A 25153-nucleotide genomic window follows, 5' to 3' on the forward strand; every position below is an offset into this window, starting at 1 on the left:
ACGAACTACCTGAAGCTCGACCGGTACACTGGCCTAGCAATAGAAAGCCCCTCCCGGTAGCGGGAGGGGCTTTGCTCAGTTGTTACAATCATCTGAGCAGACCGAAGTCTACACTTTCTTCACATTCACCGCATTAACACCTTTGCGGCCTTCCTGCGTTTCGAATTCAACGCGGTCATTCTGTTGGATCTGGCCCCCGTTAAGACCGGTAATGTGGACGAAGAAGTCTTCCTTCGAGCCGTCTTCCGTAATGAAGCCGTAGCCCTTCGACTCATTAAAGAATTTTACGGTTCCTGTTTTCATGAAATAAAAAGAAATGGTGTGAATGATTGGTGGGTAAATATAGAGGGATTTTGGAAAAGCACAACCCCGCCTAAAGTGGGCGGGGTTGTGCTTTTCTTCTTGTTATGTACTGCTGGATAACTAGCTACCTGAACTGGCCTACCAGGTTTTCTGAGTGCGCATTACATCTTCAATCAGCTCACGTACGGCCCCGTGCCCACCGCGCAGCGCAGTGGTGTAGTTGCTGATTTCGCGCACGTCGCGGGCGGCATCGGCGGGGCAAGCGGCCACGGCACAGCGGCGCATTACTTCAGCATCGGGCACATCGTCGCCCATGTAGGCAATGTTAGCGGGGTCGAGGCGGTAGGTGTTGATGTAGTTGTTGAAGATCTTCATCTTATCATCCACGCCCAGAAAAATGTCCCGGATATCCAACGACTCCAGCCGTTTCCGAACGCCTTCTTCTTCTCTACCCGAGATAACCGCAATGCGGTAACCTTGGCGTAAGGCATGCCGAATGGCAAAACCATCTCGAATGTGAAAGGCCCGGGCCTGCTCACCGGAGTTGAAAGCCAGTAGGGTTCCATCGGTCAGAACACCATCTACATCCAACACAAAAGCCTTGATAACTGATAAGTCAGGCGTGGTCTGCTCACTCATATAAGATGACAAAAGGTATTCCGGAGCGGTGCCGGGCGCAGAAAGCGCATAGTTAAGCGCCGAGGCGGTGCTAGGCCAGTACCTTATTGGTTATCACGCCACTCGTACACCCACTTGGCCTGAATTTGCTCCAAGTGACCCTCGGTGGCCTGTTCACGGGTACCCTCAAAATTGGGCAATGTCAGTACCCACTCCAGCAGATCGGTGAAGCGTATGCGGTAGATTTTAGCCTCGTTGAAGTCGTCACCGAACTTCTCGTACAGCGCCATGGCGATATCCTCATGGTCGCTCCACTTAATAGGGGGCTCGAAGTGGTTCATTAGATACAGTTGTCAGTTAGAAGTTGCCAGTTGCTAGAAAACGCCTGCAGAACAAATCTGCATCAGACGGCTCGCCACTGGCAGCTCGGGATTAGTGGCCTAGGAAGTTCTGCGGCGGAATCATCACCACCACGTCCTGGTTACCCTGCATTACGCACTGGCAGCCAAGGCGCGAATTGATCCGGGGATCAACAGCCCGGTCGATGAAGTCTTCTTCTTTATCGCTGATTTCCGGGAGATCTTCTTCTCCCTGCAGAATATAGACGTGGCAGGTACTGCAGCCACACACTCCACCACAGTTGTGCTGCAGCTGGATGTCGTTGTTGAGGGCAACGTCGAGTACAGATTCGCCCTGGGCGGCCACGTGGGTCTGATCGGGCTGGCCGTCCTGAAACTTAAAGGTGATATTAACGACTTTCACGAGTAGCGCGTTGAAGCGGGCAAAATGCGGGCACGAAGGTACATACCCCTCCCCCGGAATCAAAGCTAAAAAGCCCCTTCGTTGTTTTGCGCCTTGCCCCTTGCTTGCCGTTGAATACTGTCGGACAGTAGTTTATAAAGCATTTGCCAGTCAGGATAGGCCTCTAGGGCAGCTTCGTGGTGAGTCAGCGTGGGCTGGTCGTGGCGGGCCGCTGGGCCAGTTTGCACGCTGAAGGGCGGCTCTGCCAAGGCTTTGTCAATGGTTTCACGTACCAGCGGAGCCAGCAGTTCCACGGGTAATCCATCCTCCGTCAGTAGCGCGTGGCTGATGCCGAGTAAGTGATTGGTAAAGTTGCAGGCAAACACGGCTGCAATGTGCAGGCGCAGCCGCTGGGTAGTATTTACCAGTCGCACATCGGCACTTAGCGTGTTAGCCAGGCCTAGTAACGTTGCTTCGCTGACCGTATCAGCCGCCTCTACGCATAGCGGCACTGTTTGCCACTCTATTGCGCGGCCGGGGCTAAACGTTTGCACGGGGTAAAGCACCCCTCCTCGGATGGTAGGCCACTTTCCAAAAACACTTAGTGGCAAAGCCCCGGCAGTATGTACCACCAGCGCTTCAGCCGGGAAGTGCGCCGCCGTTAGTACTGCTGGCACAGCAGCATCAGACACGGCTACTATATATATATCGGCAACAGGCAGTTGCGTGAGGTCTATCGAGGCGGTTGCGCCTGGCAACTGCTTAGCTAAGGCAGCGGCAGTAGCATTTGTGCGGCTCCATACATGCACCACTTGATATCCGGCTCGGAAAAGGGCGGGTCCTAAGTGTTGAGCTACCCGCCCTGCTCCCAGTAGAACAATTCGGTGGCTCAGAAGCTCTTTTTCACTCATACGTTGATTCAAATTTCTTAACAAAAAAGGGAGAACATTGCGGGTTTATTTAGGATTAAACAGGTTTTAGTGCATATTTTAACAACTTGTATATCAGCTCGACTTACTCTTGCTTTTCGCATTTACGCTTTTTTCTTCTTGTTCTTTCTATGAAAAACTCATACGTACTAAGACATACAGCATCCTGGCGAAGGCTGGTTTTGGCAGGCCTACTAGGCCTAGGAGCCACGGCCGCCCGGGCCCAAAATCTAAATTACATCCCGGAGGGGGCCTCCAATATTACCACTACCTACACCGACTTGGGTGCTACTGGTACGACAATCAGCACACCCAATACCGACGATGCTAACTCAGCAGCTCAGCCTATAGGATTTACATTCAGCTACAATGGTCAGTCGTTCACTGATTTTGTGCTGAACACGAACGGCTTCCTTAAGCTAGGCACTACGGCTCCTGCGGCTCCTTTCTTTTTCTCTGGGCCACAGGTTTCTACGGGTGGCCCCCTTAACAACGCCGCAGAAACCAATCTGCTGCTGCCCTTCAATGTCGATTTGGAATCAGCTACGGCAGGTACTGCTGAATACCGAGTGGCTACCACCGGTGCAGCTCCTAATCGGGTCTGCACTATTCAATGGAAAAACGTAAGCGACAAGGCTTCAGGCTCCATTGGCAAGCAGCTTGATAACTTTCAGTTTCAGGTAAAGCTCTACGAGACGACTAACCGGGTAGAGTTTGTGTATGGCTCTGCTACGGCAGGTGCGGGTCCTAACAACTTCAAATATGTAGGGGTAGGCTTGAAAGGCTCTGGCACCGCCAATAACCAGCTTCTTACGGCGGTTAAGGGCTCAGCCCAAGCTTGGAGTGGCACTGGCTTTATGCCCATTAACTACTCTTCCACTACCAATGCGCATAATATCCGCTTATCAGTGCTGCCTGATGCAGGCCGCACGTATCGTTTCAACCCGCAGCAGGCTAGAGATGCCAGCATATCGGCGGTTTACACACTAGGTAAACTGCCGGTTCCTTACGGTGCCCCTCATGTTATTCGGGCCTTCGTCCGGAATTTAGGCACCACCGCCCTGACCAACGTCAACGTCACGGTTACGGTAACCGGAGCGAACAGCTTCACTAACACCAAGACTATTGGCACATTAGGGCTTGGCATAGCAGGCACCCTATCATTTGATGCGTTTACGCCCACGGCTACGGGCACCAACAACGTAACGGTTACCATAGCCAGCGACGACGATAATGCGAACAATACCGCTACATACACCCAGCAAATAACTACCGATACCTACTCTTACGCTAACCCTTCCCAGCCTGCGTCGGGAAACAGCGTGGGCTTAGGTACAAATGCAGGCATACTTGCTACCAAGTTCATAGCCAGCACTCCCCTCACGGTAACATCTATCTCTGTTCGTCTGGATGATCCGAACTCAGTTGGCAAAACGATTTATGCGGTGGTTTGCAACAATGCAGGCACCATCATTAGTCGTACTCCTGACTATGTGGTTACGGCGGCTGATATTGCTACTTCTAAGTCCTTTCCTTTCTCAACACCCGTACCGGTAGCCACGGGCGACTTTTATACTGGCATTGCACAAACCGCCAGCACTACGGCCCACTACCCAATTGGCGTTCAGGTAGAGAATCCTACGCGCTCAGGGGCTTACTACATAATTGATCTGGCAGGAGGTCAGCCAGATGACGTATCCGGCAACAATTTGGGGCGTCTGCTTATCGATGCAACCATTGGTGCTCCGCCCACTTGCCCACCACCTTCCGCAGTAACAGTTTCTAATGCCTCAGCTACTACCGTTGTGGTGAGTGCTACGGGCACGGCTAATGCCACAGGTTACACCATCATTTATGGTCCACGGGGCTTTGACCCCAACGGCACCGCCAGAACATTGGTGACGGCAAATGCATTGCCCTACACTCTGACTGGCCTAACGGCTTCTACCACCTATGATCTATATATCCGGGCCAATTGCTCAGCTACTGATCAAAGTGCTCTTTCAGGCCCCGTTGCTTTCACTACCCTTTGCACGCCTCCGGTTATTGCTAACTTCCCCTACGCCGAGAACTTTAATACGATAGCCCCCGGACTTACGCTGCCCTGCGGCATCACAGTAGCGGATGTTAATGGTGATAACAACACCTGGCGGGTTCCTACTACCGTAGTGAGCCCTACCAATACCTTGGCTAACGCCATGATGTATGGCTACAACAGTGCTGACGCTACTAAAGGCGGCGATGACTGGTTCTTCACGCCAGCCTTGGCCTTGCGTGCTGGCTCGCGCTATCAGCTATCATTTAAATACAAGACGGACCTAGGCCAGTTTCCCACCTCCGAGAAGTTGGAAGTGAAATATGGTACTGGCACCACGCCTGCTGAGCAAACCAACTTGCTGTGGAGAAACGAGAACATTACCAATACGGCCTTGGTAACTACTACGAGCGGTACGGGCGCTACCCAAGTAATGCCAATAACCCCCGGTGCTGACGGCACTGTTTACATTGGCTTCCACGCCTACAGCGCAGCTGACCAGTTTAACTTATACGTAGACGATATCTCCATCAACTCGGTGGTAACTGGTCTCTCAGATGCGTTGGTGCGGGCGGTGAACGTCTATCCTAACCCCTCGGCTGGCATGTTTACGGTGGAAGTACGCGGCGCTAATGCGAAAGGCGCCATGCAGGTAGAAGTAACTAACCTGCTAGGCCAGCGGGTACACACGGCTACTATCCGCGACAACTCCGAGAACAGAATAGACCTTTCTACTCTGGCCAGTGGCATGTACACCATGAAGGTTCTATCTGGCAATGACTATATGATTCGAAACATTGTAGTGCAGAAATAACCCATTGCTTGAGCATAGGGGCAGTAAAAAGGGACGCTAGTTAGCGTCCCTTTTTACTGCCCCTATGCTGACTACTTATTACCTGTCAGCTATGGTCAACTAATGTTAACTACTAGGCGCAGAATGCATAAAAATGTGAGCGTCTGCTTGCCAGAAAGAGTGGCCTAGAGCAGCCAACCCAATAGCTGCAAGACGCAGCCTACCTTCTGCATTCAGCAGGTATTTGTACCTCTGCGCTAGGGCCTTGAAGTTGACACCTCCTAGATCCTTCTTAAAGAACCTATACACAAACTGCCCCGACCACTCAATGATCGGGGCAGTTTAATAATGCTTATACAGCCTAAGATGCTACGCAGCTTGGCGCTTCTTTTGGATGGGGCGCGGCCGAGGAGCAGCATCTGCTTCCGGCTGAGTAGGCTTCAAGGCCACTTCTACATCGCGGCGACGCTTGTAGATAGCCATGCCAAAGCCAACAGCCATGAGCAAGGTTCCACTCCACAGCAGGTTGATGAAGGGTTTCTCTACTGCTTTCAGAATGATATAATCTTTCTGGGCAGTGCTCACACCAAAGGTAAACTTGCCCTTGGTAGGATCTACGTTCAGGAAGCTCAGGCGTAGGCCTAGGTCATCTACCTCATCTGGTACGCGGCCAATCATGCGGTTGCGCACTACAAACACAGGGTGAACATGGTACTGGCGATTCTCACCAAACACTAGGAAGTCGCCTTGGATAGCTAAGTCACCTTTTGTGAGGCCTAGACCGGCGGTTTGGTGGGCAGGCTCAACGCCCCGGAATACGGCGAAGTAGTCGTTCAGGAAGATGGTGTCGCCCACGCTCAGAACGTGCTCCTTCACTTCGCTCCAATCCTTTTCCTTATCGGGTGGAGGCACGGCGCTAATGTGCGAGTAGATGTCGTGGTCGAGGAATTTCTTGATGTCGGGCGAAGCCAGCAGGCCCTCTCCCATTTCCTCATTCACTTGCCCCCGTGGGTAGAGAACAAATGCCTCTCCGGTCTTGCGGTCCTTATACTCTACGCGGTAGTACGTGTTTTCGGGGAGGATATCCACCGTATCACCTGCCTTGTAGTACACCTTGTCGCCACGCTTAATATCAGCGCGGGCCAGCGCTTTGTACTCGTCAGCCGTACGGAATAGCAGCTGCTTGTCTACATAGCCGGGCACTTTGGGTACATCTAGGTACTGGCCAGTATAGCTCACATCGTACTTGCCCATGGGCGCTTTATCGTTGCGCCACAGCAACACGTTGTCGCGGTTGGTTTCTTCGGGGAACTCACGCGAATAAAGCAGACCCGATACGTTCTGCGAAATAATCTTGGAGTAGCCAGCCGAGGCCAGGATACCCAGCAGCATAAGCGCAATACCAATGTGGGCTACGCCACCACCCGATAGGCTTACCTTCCGCCGCATCAGCGTGAGCACCATGCTCAGGTTGGCCAGCACCCCAAACATGCCAGTGGTAAGCAGCACGATGTAGGTCAGGTTCATCGTCATGCCAAAGTACTGGACCAGCAGAATGACGAGGGCCGCGCTGAGCAGGCTCAGGATACCAGGAACGGTGAGGGAGTTGGTGAGTGAAGACTTGTCGTTCTTCTGCCACCACATGATCTGCGCCAAACCTGAGAAGAAGGCTACACCCACACCCATCCACAGCTGAATTTTAGTGTAATGCTGAATCTGATCAGCGGGCAAGGCCAAGTTCGACTTAACACCAATGAAACCTAAGAAGGCATTATATACTGGAATGCTCGTGGTAACCAACACCTGGAAGGCACCAAGGCATAGTACTGTAGCGCCTACAAACACCCACAATTCGGGGTTGTAGGTAGTGAGTTCTTTCTCGGAAATAGGAATCTGCTTCCAGCGGTAAGCCAATAAGGCAATAGCCAGCACCACGAAAGCGCCCAGGTAGATAATCAGCTGGCCCGAGAGGCCTAGGTCGGTGAAAGAGTGCACCGAGGCGTTACCCAGCACACCGCTACGGGTGAGGAAGGTTGCGTACAGCACTAGCAGGAAGGTGGTAATCACCAGCACGAAGGAGGTGCGCAAAGCGGTACGGCTCCGCTGCCACAACACCAGCCCGTGCAGCGATGCCACCAGCACCAGCCACGGAATATACACGGCGTTTTCTACCGGGTCCCAGTTCCAGTAACCACCAAAGTTCAAGGTTTCATAGGCCCAATAAGCACCCATCATGATACCAACGCCCAGCACTAGGCCACCTACCAGCGTCCAGCGCAAGGCTGGGCGCACCCACTTGGTGTACTCACCCTTCCATAGGCCTGCAATAGCAAAGGCAAACGGTACCAGCGTAAGAGCAAAGCCCAAGAACAGGGTGGGCGGGTGAATAACCATCCAGTAGTTCTGGAGCAGAGCATTCAGGCCGGTACCGTCTTTGGGAATGAAGTTGGGGTTGGTCTTGAAAACAGGAATGTCGAGAAAGTCGCGCAGCAAAATGAAGGGCGACGAACCAATTTTCACACCGCCCAGCACTACGCCCAGGATCATGGACGTGAGGAATAGCTGTACGCCCGCGAAAATGGCCATTACGGGAGCTTCCCAGCGCTTATTGAAGCGCATAATGAGGAAGCCCAGCACTACCTGCCAGAAAATCCAGAGCAGGAAAGACCCCTCCTGCCCTTCCCAGAAGCAGGAAATCATATAGTACACTGGCAAGTGGTTGCTGCTGTGGCTCCACGCGTAGTAGTACTCGTAGCGATGCGTGTAGATGATGGTGAACAGACACGCAATGACGGATACCACTGCTACGCCGTGCAGCAAGAAAGCCCCGCGTCCGATCCGCAGCCAGGAGGCATCGGTTTCGCCGAGGGGCTGGTTGCGGGAGGCCATGTAGTAGGAGTACGCTGCTACCGTGGCTGCCACAAAAGCAACGATGACACTCAGGTGCCCGGCGTCGCCGATGAAGGTATTTAGCATGAGAATCGGGGTTCTGATGTTACTGGGAAGAAGATGGGGCCGGCACCAAGAGTGTCAGCTCATCTGAAGTTGGGGGTTGGCCGGGGCCGTAGGTTTGGGTGATGCGCACCCGCACCTCCCGAACACCTTGCTGCTGCAAAAGTACAACCGGCAGCAGGCTCATTTGCTCAATCTTTTTCTGTTTGATAATCTGACGGTTTCCCATCACTCGGCCCGAAGCTGCATCAGTGGCTACCACCGATAGCTTAGCGCCGGTTTTATACTGGCCTAGCGGCACCCGCAGGTAGCGCAAGGAAGTGTCGCGCTGCATGGGCATTAGCTTGCTGTAGGCCACCCACCGCTGCTGCAATAACACCGGCGGCTGATTATCGGTGCCCTCAGCTACTACTTGGTAGAGGTAGCGGCCCGGCTTATTTAGCGTTTCCTGGTAGCTGTAGGCCACTCCGGCGGCACCGTACGTGGTGCGCTGCACCGGCTGGTTATTTTGCTCAGTTGCCCGAAACTCGGCTACCTCCCGGCGCAGCACTCGAAACCGGCTGATGCTAGCCAAGGAGTCAGGCAGCGTCCACTGCAGATTCACAAGGGGGCTAACGGTAGGAGCTACACTGGCCACATTAGGAGGCAACAACGCTGGTACGCCCTGCGCTTTGTCGCTCATTGTAAGCTGAAAGGAGCAGAAGTCGTGCAGGTAGCCATCTACGTTCAGCAGATAGCGCTGCCCCGCCCGCAGCTCCTCAAGCGTCACAAACACATCGTCTTGGCTGCCTAATGAAGCACACGTCAATAGTTGGTAAGTTTTCGGCTGGCACGGCTCCCCCGTCAGAACTACCAACTGCACGCCGCGCGTATCGCGGCACCGCTGGGCACTGATGTTGATGAAGTAGCGCCCCGTATTGGTTGGCGTGACTTCAAACCAATGGTCGTTGTGGTACTCAATGCACTTGCCGGTTAGGCGCTCATCCACGCACTTCCACTGCACCGTGCAGCCCGCCGTAGAAGAAGTAACCGTTTCATTGGTGTGCAGCACACGCCGCTGCTCAATGTCGTCGTTCGGTACTGGAGCCTGCGCCGCCACTACCCCTACGAAGCAAGTAGCTATAACTAGCTGAGCAAGTAACACGCGTAGCCAAAAGCAGCCAGCTGCTTGGCTTACCCGACGTGTTGCGTGCTCATTCGTCATAGAATATAGTTAGTTGACGGAGGCAGTGGCGCCCTTGATATCCTTCTCCACGTACTTGGAAGGGCACTTCAGTAGAATTTTGTCAGCCACAAACACATTGTTGCGCATAGCTCCCGTAATCACCACTTGCTCCGACTTGTCGAAATCTTGAGGTTTGGGGTTGAAATACACCACACGCTGGGCAATGCGGTTGGTATCAACTAGAGTGAAAGCAAAGTAATTGGGGTCGAGAGTAGGGTTATACTCCAGGCCCATAATGTTCTGGCGACCATCGCGGGGCAAGCGGCCTACCACGTGCACTTTCGTCAAGTTTCCTTCAGCCGCTCGCTGCTGAGCTTCACGGAATGAGACGTATACGCTGGCATCACCAGCGGCGCTCATAATGATACCAATGGCCATCGCAATGACGGTAATGGCGAGGATGTGTGCTTTTTTCATGTTCGGTGCAACAGGACGACCCTAGTTGAGTCGGTAATCGGAACAACAAAGAAGACAGCAAAGGTCCACAGAAATCAACTGTGTAGAGATGATTTATATCACCTCTTCCTTCGCACAAATACTAAAGAAACCGGACTAGTCTTTCACTTCTTTCTCCAGCCGGCTCAACTTCCGGTCAAGAGAAATGAGGAAGAAAAGCAGCCCCGCCAATACAACTGTAATCACGGCCACTACCACGTAAATTTTGCCATCGTGGCGCAGGGCGTCGGCCATTTCGGGCTCGTTTGAGGCAGTAACCTGGGCTGCGGCGTGCAGCACAGGCAGCACCAGGGCTAGCAGGAGCAGCAGGGCAGAACGTAGCTTAGGCAAGCTGTTTTTCATATACTTTCAGTTTGAGGAGCGAAAGACGGCTGGCTACCTGCGCCAACCAGAAGGCCAGCAGCGTCCAGCCTATCACAGCTGGGTAGAACACCAGCCGCATGTTGCTATCGAGGTCGTACTTGGCAAAAGCTGGGTTGCCACCTGCACCGGGATGCAGAGAATCGGTGAGGCGGGGCAGAATGTAGAACAGCGGCATCGCCGTAGCGAAGGCGAAGATGTTATAGATGGCCGAAATGCGGGCCCGCTGCTGCTCATCAGTGAAAGAGGAACGCAGTACTAGGTATGCCCCATAGATGAGCATGGCAATAGCGGCCCCATTAAGCTTAGGATCGTTAGTCCACCATGCACCCCAGGTGTAGCGCGCCCAAATGCTGCCCGTAGCCAGGCCTACCACGCCCATCAGAATACCCGTTTTAGCTGATTCATGGGCCAGGATATCTAGCTCAGGAGTTGGAGTGCGCAGGTAGCGCACGGAGTAATACACCGAGGCAACTAAAATGAACGTCATCCCGAACCACATGGGCACGTGGAAATACAGGTTACGGATGCTCTCGTTTAGAATAGCCAGCCGCGGCACCGGCATCAACAGTCCGGCTATGCCCACGTACAGCAGCAGTACCACCGCCAAAGCTTTCCACCAATTATTTCTCATGAGAAGCGCGTAGTTAAAATTGACTGCTGAAGGACGAATACGTTGTCGGCAGCAGCGCTACTACTGCATAACAGCTGGCCCGGTTGAAGTATTCCGGGACCTTAACATTATTTTCTTGGCTGGCTGTAGCCAGCTGTTTGCTACCCTTTTGCATCAGCTTCGCCACAAAAAAGGAAACAACAGATAAGAAACGGCCCCCACAATCATATTAAGGGCAACTAGCGTGAGCAGAGAGCTTTGGCTAGCCTCAAACTCCAGCCCATCCAACGCGTTCTTCGATACCTTGATAAGTAGCAGCAGCATTGGCACCATTAGCGGGAAGCCTAGTACCGCCATCAAGGTGCTGCTATTAGTTGCTTTGGCTGCAATCCCCGAAACTAGCGTGAGCGTACTGGCAAAGCCCACCGCTCCTAGCAAGACATTGCCCACGAAGAGGCCCACGTTTTGCACCGGATTACCAAGAACTAGCGCGTAGAGGAAAAAGGCTACTAATGCTAGCCCTAGAAGCAGCAAGGCATTGTAGCTGATTTTGGCCAGAATAACAGCCTGAGGCCTAACTACGGTGTAGTAATAGAGCATCCGCCCCCGGCTCTCCTGCAGAAAGCCTTTTGCTACGGCATTCACCGCCGAAAACAGTAGCACAATCCAGAACAAAGCATTCCAGGCAGGAGCTGGCAGCTGGCCTCCGCGCAGTGAAAAGCTTAGGTAGCACACAAATACAGTGCTACCCACGTACAGCAGCATCCCGTTGAGGGCAGCACGCTGCCGCCATTCCAAGCGGAAGTCCTTCTGCATCAAATACCAAATCTCGCGGAGGAGCTGCACGGCAACAGGGCTGGTGAACAGGACCGCAAAGATACAACCCAACTCTCGGATTAGCGGCCCTTCAACTGGGAATAGCGTAACCTCTGCTCTTACGTGCCCGTTTAACGGCCGATTTATTTGCTTGTAAAAAGCCGCAAGGGCCTTCTACGCTTACGGTAGAAGGCCCTTGCGGCTTTTTGGAATTAGTGGCTTTTAGAAGTCATACCCTAGAGTCAGGTAGAATTTAGGCCCCTTTTCAGTGTAGTCTTCGCGGCCCCACGCTACGTCGCCTTTTGCGTAGAAGCCAAGTATAGTGCTACGGATACCGGCGCCGTAGCCGTACAGCAACGGATTACGGAAGTTCACTACTGTAGCGGTAAAAGGGTTGCCTGCTCCGCCCGTAACCTGCGTATTAAACGAGTTATTCTCGTTAAAGGGGTTTGAGCCAGCATACGTAGTACCCATATCGCCGAAGGCCGTCAGCTGTAAATTGCGGAAGAAGCCCGATTCAATTGGCTTACGCGAGAGGTACTGGATGATTGGTAAGCGCAGCTCAGAATTGAACAGCACATATTTTGGACCCGTGCGCTTGTTATAGTTGAAACCGCGCAGGTTGGTCACAAACTGCTGGTAGAATATCTGGGTAGGATCTTGGAGGTCAGTTGGCCGCCCGCCTTCGTAATCATTGTTCAGCCAGTTATCCATGCCACCCAGGCGGTATTCCGGCCGCGTATTTCCGCCGCCAATGAACTGGCCGAAGCTAGCGCGGTTGGCCCATATCAACTGGCGATGAATCTTCTGGTAGTGCCGCAGATCAATGTACACCTTACCGAAATTAGGTGTGCCATTATTCAATGAATTCAGTTTGGTATAGCCAATTTTCATTCTGGTGCCTTCCAGCATGTTTACCCCCGTAGCAATTGAGTTGTCGAAGATTAATTCTCCGGCGGCACCTAGGTAGCTGCGGTTTATATCTTCGGTATTGCTGAGGTCACTGAATACCTGCCGGCTCACATTCACGAAGCGAGGACCAACTCGTACACTCAGGTTGTGCGTGAGTGGGTAGGCCAGTGTTGGGGACACCTCGTGGCGCCCGTAGCGAGTTCGGCCACGATTATCGTCGAAGAAGTAGGCCTGCTTCTGGTAACCGAGGCTCCAATCGTACCGATGCTTCAGATTGATATACTGCGCATATATGTTGCTGGTCCGTAAGTCCGTCAGCGCAAAGATTCCGGCCTGAATCCGATGGTCTTCGAAAAGGTCGGCCATATTGGCTTGCCCCACTACGCCAAAGCCCAGTAGCGGATCAACGTACAACGACGACACCACATTATCGATGCTGAAGCGGGTATCGTAGCGGAAGGGACCATTTACCCCTGTACTGGGCGTTGGAGCAGCCTGTGGCAGCGCCACTACCGTAGCCGGACGGGAACGTCGGGGTGCGCTGCCGCGCGAAGCCGGGATGTCTTCGTCGAACTCGTAGTCAGTAGTATTTACCCTTCCATCGCTGCGGCGAGGTGCAGTGGGCTCAGTGCCCGCACCTTGTTGGCTCTGATTCTGGCTCTGATTCTGCTCTTGTGCGTTAGCAATAGTAGGTGCCGTGGGGCTTGGGGCCGGCGTAGCCTTTGCGGGCGCGGGCTTAGAGCGGTCCTCCAGCGTTTCCTGACGAGCCGTTTTATACAGCGTGAGGTTTTCTGGCAGGGCGTAATTAGGATACACGTAAACAAAATCACGTGCTTCATCTGCGGCCACAAAGCCCAACGTACCGGTTGTGGGGTTGTAGTCGTACTGCTTAATATTCGGCAGGAAGCTCGTAACGGGGCGGTACTGCTTGGTAGCTAGCGAGAGCCGGTACAAACTACGTACACCACTTTCCTCTCCTATAAACAGCACTTCTGAATCGGAAATAGCCCGCGGGCTGCCTTCATTCGAAATAGTGCTCACCAGCGGCTCTACCGGCGTTGCCCGCCCATCGAGGTGGTACAGGAACAGGTCGTAGTTGTTGACGATGGTATTGAAGCTGCCACGCGCCGTGCCCGCTGAGTCAAGCCAGCGGTTAGAGCTGAACACAATGCCGCCGCCCCCAGGCAGAAAGGTCGGATCGACATCGTCAAAAATGTCATTGGTAATCTTTTCGGGTGTGCGGCTACCGGCTCGCAACAAATACAGGTCCGTTTGCCCGTTGCGCACGCCACTAAACACCAGCGCCTTGCCATCGGGCGAGTAGCTCAGGTTGTTGATTTGGGAGTAAGGCGAGAAGATGGAAGTAGTTTTGCCGAAGGTGGGCAGCAGCGACTTCAGCCGGCTGGTCATGCTGGCTAGGCCACCATCAGCGCTCCGCAACTGCAGGGTCATGTCGCCCTTCATCATCTCGGCTACTGCTACCTGCCCGTTGCCACGCCACGCCAACACTGGCAAACGGGTTTCCACTTCCTGGTCAGGTGTTTTATAGCCACCACGGTGAATTACGTCGCGTCCCCTCCCATCCTTATTTACTACTAGCACACGGTAGCGCCCCCGGTCGTTCTGCACGTAGGCCAGGCGCTGCCCGTTTGGGCTAACTACCGGTTGCGAGTATAGCACGCCTTTACGGTTGTTGCGCGCCACGCGCCGGGCCTCGTCGGGCTCTACGTAAGCAGTTTGGGGCTGCGAATTGAGCTGCCGGTAGTAGTTGAGCCAGTCTTTCAGAAACACCTTGTAGGGCACGTTCAGCGAGGAGCTGATACCTACCTCCACGTCGCGGGTGATGCGCGTCAGGTTGAGGATGTTCTGGATGCTGGTGTAGCCGTAGCGCTCTGCAATATAATTCCACACGCTTTGGCCAGCTAGCTCTGGGTTGCGCAGGAAGAACGGAGCCGACTTGTTGTTGTCATGCGCCTTGGTCATGGTGCGCATGTACTCGTCCATCTCTACACTCCAGCCCTGGGAGGCATACGCTGAGGCTCCGCTGATAAACCAGTTCGGCAACTGAAGCAGATAGGTGCTCTGGATAACTTCCTTCAGCGAGCCGCCATACATCATGTCGTTGAGCAGCACCTGCGTGATACGGTTGCTCAGATCCTGCTTGAACCGCGTCTGCTGACCTTCGAAGGCAATCTGCACCTTTGTTAGGCGCGTTAGGGATGTTTCTCCGCCCGTTTGATACTTGTCGGAGTCCAGCCCGATGTTGCTCTGCCGCAGGTCGCCCACGGAGTTATAGAGCATGATGGTGGTCTTCGAATACGGGTAGTACCCGATCAGGCCAGTAATGCGCTGAAGTTCCTTTTCGGCGTATTCAGCCGCATGGCGGGCGTTGCCTTCTCCGCCGGCATAATAATAGATAGTGAAGTTCTGGGTGCTGAGCTGCAGCCAGTTGAACTCCTTATACTGAATCCGGACCCGCCCAAAGGGTTCCTGGGCCGTTTGAGCCAGGGCTGCACTCCCAGGAAGCAGGAGGCCTAGCACTACAACTGCTAAGCCAGCCGGCCGACCGTAGCCGCGCCGTGATAGTAAGGACAAGTGCTTCATATACGAAAGCTAAAACGCTAAGAGCGAGAATCAAGAGCCTGCGCCCGCCGCTGCAGGTGCCGGAGAATATAACGCAGAATATCGCCGGATATTGACCTCGGGCCACAGCTCAACGTCATTTTCCAGCCAGTCAGCCATGACAGCGGCCAAACGGGGCGCCATCATCACTCCTTTAGAACCAAAGCCATTAAAAATATGCACGTTCGGCAGCGCTGGGTGGGTACCCAACAGCGGTTTTCGGTCGCGCACGGCGGGCCGCACACCAGCCCGCTGCTCCGTTATCCGGAACGGCTGGTCGGTCATGGCTTCCAGGCGCTGGCTGAGTTCCTGCCGAGCATCAGGGGTGATACCTGTCGCGAAGGGTGGCCAGCGGTAGGTGGCGCCCACCCGGAACTGCCCGTTGCCGAGCGGTACCACGTAGGCCCCTTTATTTAGAACATATTGATCAGAAAGACCCGGGCATTCAACCGTCAGCACCTCACCCTGGTTGGGGGTGAGGGGCAGCCAATGAAAGTACGGATTTTGAACGGCCGCGGCTCCTTCACAACACACAACGTGTTGAACCCGCACACGGTTTGCGTACGTGAAGCCACTCCCGCCGTCCGAAGCCGGAACAAGCAGGGCCCAGGCAAAAGTTTCGTGCTCCAGCCAGCCGTCCTTAATTCCTTCGTTGGCCAGCGCCGCCAGCACTTCTCGCACCAGTACGTGGCCACCGCACTCAATGCGTAATCCCCCAAATTCATCGCGCAGCCCCGGTGTGGGGGGCAGTGCTACGTCGGCATTCGGCACAAAATTTCCCCACGGATGGTCGGCGCTGCGGGCCAGCACCGTGTTCTGCTCTCCCACCGAGGAGAACAGCTTGAGAATGGGGGCTTCGTAGAAAAATAGTTGCTGAAAGCGGGCTTCTAGCTCGCGGTAAAATTGGGTGGCCGCCGGCAGCAGTTCTTCTGCGCGCCACGCCAAGGCGTAGCGCTTACCGGCTACCGGGTTCATCAGGCCCGCCGCTACATTTGAGGCCGAGTTGGGCTGGAGGGTATCGAGTACTAGCACGCTGCGGCCCCGCCCGCGCAATTCCTGCGCCAAGGTGGCCCCTGCTATGCCGTGCCCAATGATGAGGTATTCCACACTTTTCATGAGTGGCAAGGTAAGTGAGGTTCTGAGAACTCCGCTTGCTGCTAGTTTAAAACCGTGCTGCTTCTAGGCCAGGTACGTTTGCCCCCACTTGCGTAACTTACCCGCTTCATTGGGCCTGGCATGTTCTAGGCCTATTATTACTTACGTATGACCGTTTCCGGATTCACCTTCAACGCGTTTTCCGAAAATACTTACCTCCTGCATGATACCACCGGCCAGTGCGTGGTTATCGACCCCGGCTGCTACGAGCGGGCTGAGCAGGAAGCGCTGCGCTCCTTCATTGCCGATAATGGCCTAGAGGTAGTCTTGCTGCTCAATACACACTGCCACATCGACCACGTATTCGGCAATAAATTTATTGTGGATACCTACAAGGTGCCCTTCCTGATTCACGATGGTGACCTGAGCACTCTGCGCGCCGTGCCCACTTACGCTCCTAATTATGGCTTTCCGCGCTTTGAAACCACTGAGCCCACCGGCTTCCTAACGCCCGGCCAGCCGGTGCGCTTTGGCGAAACGGAGCTAGAGGTGCGTTTTGCTCCCGGCCACGCTCCCGGCCACGTAATTTTCTACCACGAGCCTACGCAAACCGTAATTGGCGGTGACGTGCTGTTCAAAGGCAGCATCGGCCGCACCGATTTACCCGGTGGTGACTATGCTACGCTTATCGAGAGCATCAAGACTCAACTGCTAACCCTGCCGGATGCGGTGACTGTTTACCCCGGCCACGGCCCTGCTACCACGGTGGGGGCGGAACGCCGCTCTAATCCCTTCCTGCAATAACTGCTATTCTCCGGCCGCTAGGCCACTCCCCTATCTGCTTTCTACTCACTCGCAGCCTACTTGAAAAAGCATCTCCCCAACGCCGTTACCTGCCTAAACCTATTCTCTGGCTGCCTGGCCCTCACGCAAATTCTTTCCCCCGGCGGCAGCTTAGTCTACGCTTCTTACTTTGTAGTGCTGGCGGCGGTATTCGACTTCTTTGACGGGTTGCTGGCCCGAGCCTTGCATGTGTCGTCGCCGATTGGCAAAGACCTCGATTCGCTGGCCGATGTGATTTCTTTTGGAGTGGTGCCGGGCGTTATGCTCTACAAACTCTTGCAGGGTGGCCTAGCCGATGTAAACGTACCGGCTTACCTGGCCTACGCGGGCTTTATCGTTACCATCTTCTCGGCCCTCCGGCTGGCCAAGTTCAACAACGATACGCGCCAGTCAGATTCCTTCATTGGTCTGCCTACTCCAGCCTGTACGCTGGTGGTTGCCTCCTTACCGCTTATTCTGCAGCACGATTCCTTTAACCTAACGTCCATTATCCTCAATCCGTGGCTGCTGCTGGCGCTATCAGTAATTCTATCGGGGTTGCTGGTGGCAGAATTGCCGCTGTTTGCGCTGAAGTTCAAGAACCTGCGGTGGCAGGATAATTCAGTGCGGTTTATCTTCCTACTGATGAGCTTTGTGCTGCTGGTGGTGCTTGGTTTTGCGGCCATTCCGCTGATCATTCTGCTGTACGTACTCCTATCTTTAGTACGCCCCGCCAAGGCCTAATATTTCTCTATACAGAAGCCACAATATTTCCGAAATCCGACAGTTAAGAAAGCGTGTTACTCTGAACTGTAGGCCTGCCGAGGCTGTTGGCAGCGAAAGTCACTGTCCTCTATTTTTTCTGTGTATGAGTCCTTTTTATGCGCCTCTTTACTAACTGGATTCTGGCCTGCCTGGCCTTTCTAGGGTTAGTAGCTCCGGCGGCAGCTCAATCCGCGGAAAAAGTTGTTCAGAGTACTATCACTTGGAATGGCACGGCCGACGTGCTTGTGCGCGGCCAGCAACGACGAGTGCCCACTTTCCAGGAGGCCGTGTACCGCTTCGGCGACCAAGTAGGCACCTATCAGCGCCGCTTAGAGGGCAATATTGCCGATGGCCAACTGCGCGATGCCGTATACAGTGCCGCTACGCCCCTGGAGGCCCGGCAGCTAGACCTAGCTTCCTTGCCTACCATTCCGGTAGTAACGCTATTCCACGGTACGGAGCAGCGCCGGGCCATTACGCTGCTCACCGTGCAGCCGCTTCGCCGCAACCCCCAAACGGGACAAGTAGAAAAGCTCACGTCGTTTTCCTACGCCTACACGCTTTCCAACGAGGCGCAGCGCGGCACGCAAAGCCGTACGTATGCGCGCAGTTCGGTGCTCAGCTCTGGCGAATGGTTTAAGATTGGGGTTCCGGCCAATGGAATGTATAAGCTCGATAAGCCCACATTGCGGGCACTAGGCCTCAACGTGCAGAGCCTGGACCCTGCCCGGCTACGCTTATATGGCAATGCCATGGGCACCCTGCCCCAAGCCAACAGCGCCTACCGCCCCGACGACCTAGCGGAAAACGCCATTCAGTTTGTTGGCGATGGCAATGCCGCGTTTGATGACAACGAGTTCTTCTTGTTTTATGCCCGCGGGCCGCACACTTGGCGCCAAGATGGCAACAATCTCCGCTTCCGTCATCAGCTCAACCCTTATACTGATACAGCTTACTATTTCCTGACGGTAAGCTCTACAGTAGGTCGCCGAGTAGCCACTGCACCGGCTCTAAGTGGCATTGCCTCGGCTCGTATCAGCACCTTCACCGACCGGCAGTTCTACGAACGTGAGTTATTCAACCTATTGAAGTCAGGTCGGGTGTGGCTGGGGGAGTCGTTTTCTGGAGGTAGTCAAAATACGTTCTCGTTCCCGGTTACTGATCTGGTGCCGAGCACTACCGCTCAGGTGACTAGCTCCGTCGTTGCTACTTCGCCGGCGGCTACTTTCTTTCAGACCGCTATTAACTCCCAGTCGTCGGGCAACCAGATAATCAGCGGCATTAATAACTACCCTGGCTCCTACCCCGAGGTAGCTAATACCAACATTACTACGTTCACGTACTCGGTGCCTGCTACCTCGCCCTCTGAAATAAAGGTAAGCCTCACGTACAACAGCAGCACCGACCCTACAGCGAAAGGCTACCTCGATTACCTAGAGTTAAATGCCCAGCGCCAACTCCGCTTCAACGGCAGCCTACTGGAGTTTCGCTCTTTCGATAACATCAAAGCCAATGCTGTTAGTCAGTTTGACCTCAGCAACGCAACCGGCGCCACAGTGTGGGATGTCACCAACCCTCGGGTACCAGCCGCAGTGGCACTTACCAGCGGCAGTTTTCTAGCCCGCACCGATACTCTCCGAGAATTCGTAGCCTTCACCTCTAGCGCCAGCTTCCCCACGCCACGCACATTTGGCCGCGTGCCAGCGCAAAACCTGCACGCCCTAAACCTCGATGGCAAGCTGGACCTAGTAATTGTTACGCACCCTACATTCTTGGCTCAGGCGGAGGAGTTGGCCGAACACCGTCGTAAGCACGATGGCCTTACGGCTCAGGTGGTCACCACCACCCAAGTGTACAACGAGTTCAGCTCCGGCGGACAGGACGTAACGGCCATCCGCGACCTAATGAAGATGGTGTACGACCGCTCCGCCGGCAGCCGGCGGCAGTACTTGCTTCTATTTGGTGATGCTTCCTACGACTATAAGTCTGATCCTACCAACGACAAGACGCAACTACCAACATGGTGGAAAGACCGGCTGCCCGGCGACGCAGACCGAATTGCACAGAATTATGTACCAGTGTATGAGTCACAGGAAAGCTTTGACCCCGTGCAGGGTAGCCGCCCGAATGCCCAGGGGATAAGCTACTCCTCCGATGACTATTACGGCCTGCTCGACGATAACGAGGGCGCTTGGCTACCGGGCTCTAGCTCTGAGATGCTTGACATTGGTATCGGCCGGCTACCAGTACGCTCGCCTGTAGGCCAGTATGGCAACGCTGATCAGGCTAAGCTGATGGTGGCTAAGCTAAAAAGCTATGATGCGCCTGCAGCATATGGCAAGTGGCGCAACCGCCTCACCTTCGTTACGGACGACGGTGACCAAAACTTGTTTGACCTAAAGGGTGCCGAGCCCCTGGCAAACATGATCGAGGCCAAGGAACCCGACTACAATATCCGGAAGGTGTACTTAGATATGTACCCTCAAACGATAGTAGCGGCCGGCCAACGTTCGCCCCAAGCTGAAAAAGCCGTTGACGAGTCGTTTGAACAGGGCTCTCTGCTCATTACCTACATTGGGCATGGCAGTCCTAAGCAATGGGCCGATGAGCAGATTCTGGTTACTGCTTCTCTGCTTCGGCTGCAAAACAACAACCGTCTGGCCTTCCTTTTCACCGGCACTTGCGACTTTAGCACCTATGATAACCCTGAATTCACCTCCGCCGGTGAACAAGGCTTAACTGACACTGAGGGCGGAGCTATTGGCTTGTTTACTACCACACGAGTAGTATATGCCTCCAATAATCAATTTCTGGCCACAGAGTTTCTAAATGACGTTCTGCGTCGTCGCCCCGATGGCACCATGCCGCGCTTAGGTGACGTGATTAAGATGGCCAAGAATGCAGCCTTAGCCGGCGACGGCAACCGCAACTATGCTCTCTTAGGTGACCCCTCCATGCGCCTAGCCTACCCCGAGCAACAGGTAGTACTGACGGAGCTTAATGGCAAACCGGTAACTGCTGCACAAACTGATACACTTAGCGCGCTCAGTCCCGTGGTGCTCCGCGGTGAGCTGCGCCTCAACGGGCAGCGTAACACCACCTTTACCGGTACCGCGCAGATAACGGTGTACGAGAAGCCCGCCATCGTCTCCACCTTAGTTAACGAACCCACTGATACCAAGCAGAGCTTTTCTGTTCGCGAAAACGTCCTCTACGATGGCCAGGCAACTGTTACTAATGGGCAGTTTACCGCTAACTTTGTTGTCCCCAAGGATATCAACTATAGCCTAGGCCTAGGGAAAATTAGCCTATATGCATACAGCGAGGGGCAACGTCAAGACGCTCACGGCTCCCGCTTAGTACCAGTAGGTGGTGCAGCCGCTTCTGCCTTACGCGACACCCTACCTCCCGATATCCGCTTGTTCATGGACAATGAACAATTCGTGTTCGGTGGGCTCACGGGTACTACCACTACTCTACTTGGCAAACTCAAGGATGATAGCGGTATTAACACGGCTGGCTCTGGTATTGGCCACGACATTACTGCCACCCTTGATAATGATGCCAGCAAGGTTACGGTGCTCAACACCTTTTATACTTCTGAGCTAAATGACTTTAAGAGCGGGCAGGTGCGCTACCTGTTTAAGGATTTGACCACAGGCCCCCACATTCTTCGAGTAAAAGCCTGGGATACCTACAATAATTCTGCGGAGAAAAGCATTGAGTTTATTGCTGCAGCTACGGATAAGCTAGCGTTGCAGCATGTACTCAATTACCCTAACCCTTTCTCTACTACTACTACTTTCCACTTCGATCATAACCGTAGTGGAGAGGAGCTGGAAATACAAGTGCAGATTTTTACCGTATCTGGCAAACTGGTTCGCACGCTGCAGGGTACCTCCCTCGGAGCTAGCGGCTCTCATATAGCGGCTATTAGCTGGGATGGCCGCGATGAATACCACGACCAGCTTGCCCGTGGCGTGTATGTTTACCGCGTGAGCGTACGCTCGCAGAGAGATAACACTACAGCATCTAAGTACGAAAAACTTGTCATCCTCAACTAAAACTGCGGCTTTTCGCCTACCTTCCGCCACAACCTTTCTGCTGTCCATGAATTTGACAAAGCTGCCCCTGCGTTTAGCCATCCTTCCTGGCCTACTAGGCCTAGCTGCCACCGCTCAGGCCCAAACGCAGTCTAACGCCATTACTACGGCTGTTCCCATCCTTACCGTCAGCCCCGATGCTCGTTCTGCTGCTTTAGGCGAGGCTGGTGTTGCTCTCAGCCCCGATGCAAATGCTGGGTACTACAACCCAGGTAAACTTGGCTTTGTACGCTATAAGTATAGCTTTTCTCCTTCCTACACGCCGTGGCAGTCAAGCTTAGCTAACGACATGGGCTTGGCTTACCTAGGCTCTACCTTCAAAATTGGTGAGCGTTCGGGTTTGTCTGCTACCCTAATGTATTTTGACTTAGGTGCCATTCAATTCCGCAATGCGCAGAATATAGCGGGCCCCACCTTCAACCCAAAGGAGTACTCTTTTGCGGTAGGGTACGGCCTTAAGCTCAGTGACAATTTCGGGGTCGGTCTGAATGCCCGCTACATACGTTCCAACCTTACTGGTGGCCTAACGGATACTAAACCTGGCCAAGCAGTAGCGGTTGACTTAGGCGCTTACTATACGAAGGACCTCACTATTGGGGGCGGTGAATATAACTTGGCATTGGGCGGTGCTATTTCTAACATCGGTAATAAGATTTCCTATACCGATGCTGCTCAGCCAGACTTTCTACCGATGAACTTAAAGCTTGGTACGGCTATCACCAAGGAGCTTGATCCATATAATAAGATCACGCTGGCCTTTGATGCAAACAAGCTGCTGGTTCCTACTCCCTTTTACGACGTAAATGACCCTACCAATATTGGTAAGCAGTCAGTACTGGATGAAAATGCCCGCCGTGCGCAGAAAGGGATTGTTAGCGCTATTTTAGGCTCCTTTAGCGATGCGCCTGGCGGTTTCAAGGAAGAAATGCGCGAGATTAACCTTTCTACTGGCGTAGAGTATGCTTACAACGACCTGCTGATGGCCCGTGTGGGTTACTTCTATGAGCACCAATACAAAGGATACCGTCAGTATTTGAGCTTTGGAGCTGGCGTGCGGTATAACGTACTTGGGGTGGATGCTGCCTATCTGGTACCCAATGAGAAAAATAACCCTTTGGCCAACACAATCCGTATCTCACTACACTTTAATGTGAATGCGCTCGAAGAGGCCTTTGGCACCTCCGATACAGCGCCTACCAACTAAACTACTTCTGAATGCTCGACCGTAAAGTCGCTCCTCCCGTTCAGCCGCTGGCCAGCATCTCGCTGCCCGCGGCTGACGTGCTTTTGCTCCCTAATGGAGCACGCTTACATATTCTTCGCAACGCGGCCCAACCGGTAATACGGCTACAAGCTGTATTCAAGGCGGGTAAATGGTATGAGCCTGGATCTAGCGTATCTCTCCTAACGGCTCGAATGCTGTTAGAAGGTACTCGTACCCGCACCGCTCGCCAAATTGCCGACGAAGTAGCCTTCTACGGCGCCTCACTTGAATGTGAGCAGGGTTTTGATCGTGCAACGCTTACACTCTATTGCCTAAGCCGGCATTTGGAAAAGTTATTGCCTCTGTTCCTAGACGTAATTACGGAGCCCACTTTCCCGGAAGTAGAGTTAGCACAGCTCAAGGCTCGTACAATTCAAAATGTGCGTATAGAACGGCAGAAGACGAGTTACCTAGCCGCCGAACAGTTTTCTCGAAACCTATACGGCTCTAGTTTCCCATACGGCACTGTTTTCAATGAAGCAGCCTTTCAGGAAGTACTACCAGAGCAAGTGAAAGCTTTTCATCTGAAAGCTTATCAACTCTCTAACGCTGAGCTTTTCCTCTGCGGTGATGTACTGCCCCAACACGAGCAGTTACTGCAGCATGTATTAGGCAGTACTAAGCCAGTTTACTCTGTTCCATCACCGATAACAATCGATGCAATTAGCGGCCCCTCGCACGACTACGTCACTGTTCCGGGCAGTTTGCAATCATCGTTGCGTATCGGTCGTTTGTGGCCTTCTAACACGCATCCTCAGACTCACCAGCTCCAAGTGCTAGTGAAAGTATTAGGCGGGTACTTTGGCTCCCGTCTGATGAAGAATATCCGCGAAGACAAAGGGTTTACTTATGGTATCTATGCAAGTGTAGGACCTAGAGAGCATGCTACTAGCTTCGTTATTGGCTCTGACGTTAACGCGGCTAGTGCCAGTGCCGCTATCAAAGAGGTGCATCACGAGCTTCGGCTGCTACAAGAAGAGCTAATGCCGGCTGATGAATTGCAGACCGTTAAGAACTACATGACGGGCAAATTCGCCAATGAATTGAGCACAGTGTTTGAACAATGTGACAAGTACAAGAGTATCGTGTTCTTCGATCTGCCTACGGATTATTACTCAGAGTTTATTCGACAGACCCGTGAAGTAGATGCCTCTACGCTAAGGCAGCTTGCTCAGGAGTACCTTTCACCTGAACAAATGATCGAAGTAGTAGCAGGACCACAGGAGTAACATAAGCCAACAAACAAAGAGGCCTAGCATGTGTGATGCTAGGCCTCTTTGTTTATACACACGCTTGCAATAAGTTAAACACAAACGCTCTTGTGATTTAATAAGAGAAGCCTAGCATACGATGCATTAGCCCTGTTCCTTCAAGCAAGACACTTGAAAGGGCATCAGCACAGAAACCAACCACTGCACCCAAGCAGAGGCCTAGCACAGTGAGTGCCAGGCCTCTGCTTGGGTAGCGCCTTGCTCTATTCCTGTAAGCTCCGGAATAGGAAGGGCCGAAAACGCAACTGAGCCGCTCCTCCTCTCAGCGGCGCATCCCCCGAGGACTCGGTCCGGGACGCAGCACACACGCGGGAAAAGCGGCTCAGCAGCTAGTAAGGTTGGCGGCGACCTACTCTCCCGCCGGTGAAGGCAGTACCATGGGCGCTCCGGGGCTTAACGACTCTGTTCGGAATGGGAAGAGGTGAACACCCGGGCTAAAGCCACCATTACTGGCGTCA

The 25153-nt window shown here is 53.6% G+C and carries 19 protein-coding genes and 1 rRNA gene; 6 read left to right on the forward strand and 14 right to left on the reverse strand.

The window, feature by feature from the left end; genetic code table 11:
• Positions 1-108 precede the first annotated feature (108 nt).
• The 5 genes from EU557_RS06045 to EU557_RS06065 form a co-directional block, all read right to left on the reverse strand.
• The gene (locus EU557_RS06045) at positions 109-303 is read right to left on the reverse strand and encodes a cold-shock protein (RefSeq protein ID WP_135432717.1); all 195 of its coding nucleotides are present in this window, start codon (positions 301-303) and stop codon (positions 109-111) included.
• A gap of 138 nt (positions 304-441) precedes the next feature.
• The gene (locus tag EU557_RS06050; RefSeq protein WP_135529485.1) at positions 442-942 is read right to left on the reverse strand and encodes a KdsC family phosphatase; all 501 of its coding nucleotides are present in this window, start codon (positions 940-942) and stop codon (positions 442-444) included.
• Between the two features lie 83 nt (positions 943-1025).
• Positions 1026-1262: a Fe-S cluster assembly protein IscX gene (gene iscX, locus EU557_RS06055; RefSeq protein WP_135432713.1), complete on the reverse strand. Its 237-nt coding sequence runs from the start codon at positions 1260-1262 to the stop codon at positions 1026-1028.
• Positions 1263-1353: 91 nt separating this feature from the next.
• Positions 1354-1683: a 2Fe-2S iron-sulfur cluster-binding protein gene (locus EU557_RS06060; RefSeq protein ID WP_135529486.1), complete on the reverse strand. Its 330-nt coding sequence runs from the start codon at positions 1681-1683 to the stop codon at positions 1354-1356.
• Positions 1684-1748: 65 nt separating this feature from the next.
• Positions 1749-2573, reverse strand: coding sequence for a Rossmann-like and DUF2520 domain-containing protein (locus tag EU557_RS06065; protein ID WP_135529487.1), 825 nt, complete (start codon positions 2571-2573; stop codon positions 1749-1751).
• Between the two features lie 149 nt (positions 2574-2722).
• Here EU557_RS06065 and EU557_RS06070 point away from each other — a divergent pair, with 149 nt between their 5' ends.
• Positions 2723-5440, forward strand: a complete 2718-nt coding sequence (locus EU557_RS06070; RefSeq protein WP_135529488.1) for a T9SS-dependent choice-of-anchor J family protein — start codon at positions 2723-2725, stop codon at positions 5438-5440.
• 348 nt (positions 5441-5788) lie between these two features.
• Here EU557_RS06070 and ccsA read toward each other — a convergent pair whose 3' ends face one another.
• The 8 genes from ccsA to EU557_RS06110 form a co-directional block, all read right to left on the reverse strand.
• Complete coding sequence (ccsA, locus tag EU557_RS06075) at positions 5789-8395, reverse strand: cytochrome c biogenesis protein CcsA (protein WP_135529489.1); 2607 nt, start codon at positions 8393-8395, stop codon at positions 5789-5791.
• A 19-nt stretch (positions 8396-8414) separates the two neighbouring features.
• A complete protein-coding gene (locus tag EU557_RS06080) occupies positions 8415-9575 on the reverse strand; it encodes a hypothetical protein (protein ID WP_135529490.1) in 1161 nt (386 codons plus the stop codon).
• Positions 9576-9584: 9 nt separating this feature from the next.
• Entirely contained in the window at positions 9585-10013 is a 429-nt protein-coding gene (locus EU557_RS06085; RefSeq protein WP_135529491.1) for a cytochrome c maturation protein CcmE domain-containing protein, read from the reverse strand.
• A 135-nt stretch (positions 10014-10148) separates the two neighbouring features.
• The gene (locus EU557_RS06090; RefSeq protein ID WP_135529492.1) at positions 10149-10394 is read right to left on the reverse strand and encodes a CcmD family protein; all 246 of its coding nucleotides are present in this window, start codon (positions 10392-10394) and stop codon (positions 10149-10151) included.
• Positions 10375-11046, reverse strand: coding sequence for a cytochrome c biogenesis protein (locus EU557_RS06095; protein ID WP_135529493.1), 672 nt, complete (start codon positions 11044-11046; stop codon positions 10375-10377). The genes EU557_RS06090 and EU557_RS06095 overlap by 20 nt, the downstream gene beginning before the upstream one ends.
• Before the next feature lie 153 nt (positions 11047-11199).
• On the reverse strand, positions 11200-11841 hold the full coding sequence (locus EU557_RS06100; RefSeq protein ID WP_135529559.1) for a heme exporter protein CcmB: 642 nt from the start codon (positions 11839-11841) through the stop codon (positions 11200-11202).
• A gap of 222 nt (positions 11842-12063) precedes the next feature.
• Complete coding sequence (locus EU557_RS06105; protein WP_135529494.1) at positions 12064-15357, reverse strand: PD40 domain-containing protein; 3294 nt, start codon at positions 15355-15357, stop codon at positions 12064-12066.
• 30 nt (positions 15358-15387) lie between these two features.
• The gene (locus EU557_RS06110; protein ID WP_135529495.1) at positions 15388-16491 is read right to left on the reverse strand and encodes an NAD(P)/FAD-dependent oxidoreductase; all 1104 of its coding nucleotides are present in this window, start codon (positions 16489-16491) and stop codon (positions 15388-15390) included.
• A gap of 147 nt (positions 16492-16638) precedes the next feature.
• Between EU557_RS06110 and EU557_RS06115 the strand changes: the two genes are divergently transcribed.
• The 5 genes from EU557_RS06115 (at position 16639) to EU557_RS06135 (ending at position 24653) form a co-directional block, all read left to right on the forward strand.
• On the forward strand, positions 16639-17274 hold the full coding sequence (locus tag EU557_RS06115) for an MBL fold metallo-hydrolase (protein ID WP_135529496.1): 636 nt from the start codon (positions 16639-16641) through the stop codon (positions 17272-17274).
• Positions 17275-17334: 60 nt separating this feature from the next.
• Positions 17335-18036 (forward strand): CDP-diacylglycerol--serine O-phosphatidyltransferase, encoded by a 702-nt coding sequence (gene pssA, locus EU557_RS06120; protein ID WP_135529497.1) that lies wholly within the window; start codon positions 17335-17337, stop codon positions 18034-18036.
• 137 nt (positions 18037-18173) lie between these two features.
• Positions 18174-22121, forward strand: coding sequence for a type IX secretion system sortase PorU (porU, locus tag EU557_RS06125; protein WP_135529498.1), 3948 nt, complete (start codon positions 18174-18176; stop codon positions 22119-22121).
• A gap of 46 nt (positions 22122-22167) precedes the next feature.
• Positions 22168-23364, forward strand: coding sequence for a type IX secretion system outer membrane channel protein PorV (gene porV / locus EU557_RS06130; RefSeq protein ID WP_135529499.1), 1197 nt, complete (start codon positions 22168-22170; stop codon positions 23362-23364).
• Between the two features lie 11 nt (positions 23365-23375).
• Positions 23376-24653: a M16 family metallopeptidase gene (locus EU557_RS06135; RefSeq protein WP_135529500.1), complete on the forward strand. Its 1278-nt coding sequence runs from the start codon at positions 23376-23378 to the stop codon at positions 24651-24653.
• 378 nt (positions 24654-25031) lie between these two features.
• Here the strand turns inward: EU557_RS06135 and rrf are convergent.
• Positions 25032-25143, reverse strand: a 5S ribosomal RNA gene (gene rrf / locus EU557_RS06140).
• Between the last annotated feature and the right edge of the window lie 10 nt (positions 25144-25153).

Source organism: Hymenobacter wooponensis (assembly GCF_004745865.1).
Classification (GTDB): domain Bacteria; phylum Bacteroidota; class Bacteroidia; order Cytophagales; family Hymenobacteraceae; genus Hymenobacter; species Hymenobacter wooponensis.

Excerpts from the sequence above, each read along its gene's own strand:
- EU557_RS06110 (WP_135529495.1), bottom strand. The coding sequence starts at position 16,491 with ATGAAAAGTGTGGAATACCTCATCATTGGGCACGGCATAGCAGGGGCC.
- EU557_RS06065 (WP_135529487.1), bottom strand. The coding sequence starts at position 2,573 with ATGAGTGAAAAAGAGCTTCTGAGCCACCGAATTGTTCTACTGGGAGCA.
- EU557_RS06105 (WP_135529494.1), bottom strand. The coding sequence starts at position 15,357 with ATGAAGCACTTGTCCTTACTATCACGGCGCGGCTACGGTCGGCCGGCT.
- EU557_RS06090 (WP_135529492.1), bottom strand. The coding sequence starts at position 10,394 with ATGAAAAACAGCTTGCCTAAGCTACGTTCTGCCCTGCTGCTCCTGCTA.
- EU557_RS06135 (WP_135529500.1), top strand. The coding sequence starts at position 23,376 with ATGCTCGACCGTAAAGTCGCTCCTCCCGTTCAGCCGCTGGCCAGCATC.
- EU557_RS06045 (WP_135432717.1), bottom strand. The coding sequence starts at position 303 with ATGAAAACAGGAACCGTAAAATTCTTTAATGAGTCGAAGGGCTACGGC.
- EU557_RS06070 (WP_135529488.1), top strand. The coding sequence starts at position 2,723 with ATGAAAAACTCATACGTACTAAGACATACAGCATCCTGGCGAAGGCTG.
- EU557_RS06080 (WP_135529490.1), bottom strand. The coding sequence starts at position 9,575 with ATGACGAATGAGCACGCAACACGTCGGGTAAGCCAAGCAGCTGGCTGC.
- EU557_RS06100 (WP_135529559.1), bottom strand. The coding sequence starts at position 11,841 with ATGCAGAAGGACTTCCGCTTGGAATGGCGGCAGCGTGCTGCCCTCAAC.
- porV (WP_135529499.1), top strand. The coding sequence starts at position 22,168 with ATGAATTTGACAAAGCTGCCCCTGCGTTTAGCCATCCTTCCTGGCCTA.
- iscX (WP_135432713.1), bottom strand. The coding sequence starts at position 1,262 with ATGAACCACTTCGAGCCCCCTATTAAGTGGAGCGACCATGAGGATATC.
- porU (WP_135529498.1), top strand. The coding sequence starts at position 18,174 with ATGCGCCTCTTTACTAACTGGATTCTGGCCTGCCTGGCCTTTCTAGGG.
- EU557_RS06095 (WP_135529493.1), bottom strand. The coding sequence starts at position 11,046 with ATGAGAAATAATTGGTGGAAAGCTTTGGCGGTGGTACTGCTGCTGTAC.
- EU557_RS06115 (WP_135529496.1), top strand. The coding sequence starts at position 16,639 with ATGACCGTTTCCGGATTCACCTTCAACGCGTTTTCCGAAAATACTTAC.
- EU557_RS06050 (WP_135529485.1), bottom strand. The coding sequence starts at position 942 with ATGAGTGAGCAGACCACGCCTGACTTATCAGTTATCAAGGCTTTTGTG.
- ccsA (WP_135529489.1), bottom strand. The coding sequence starts at position 8,395 with ATGCTAAATACCTTCATCGGCGACGCCGGGCACCTGAGTGTCATCGTT.
- EU557_RS06085 (WP_135529491.1), bottom strand. The coding sequence starts at position 10,013 with ATGAAAAAAGCACACATCCTCGCCATTACCGTCATTGCGATGGCCATT.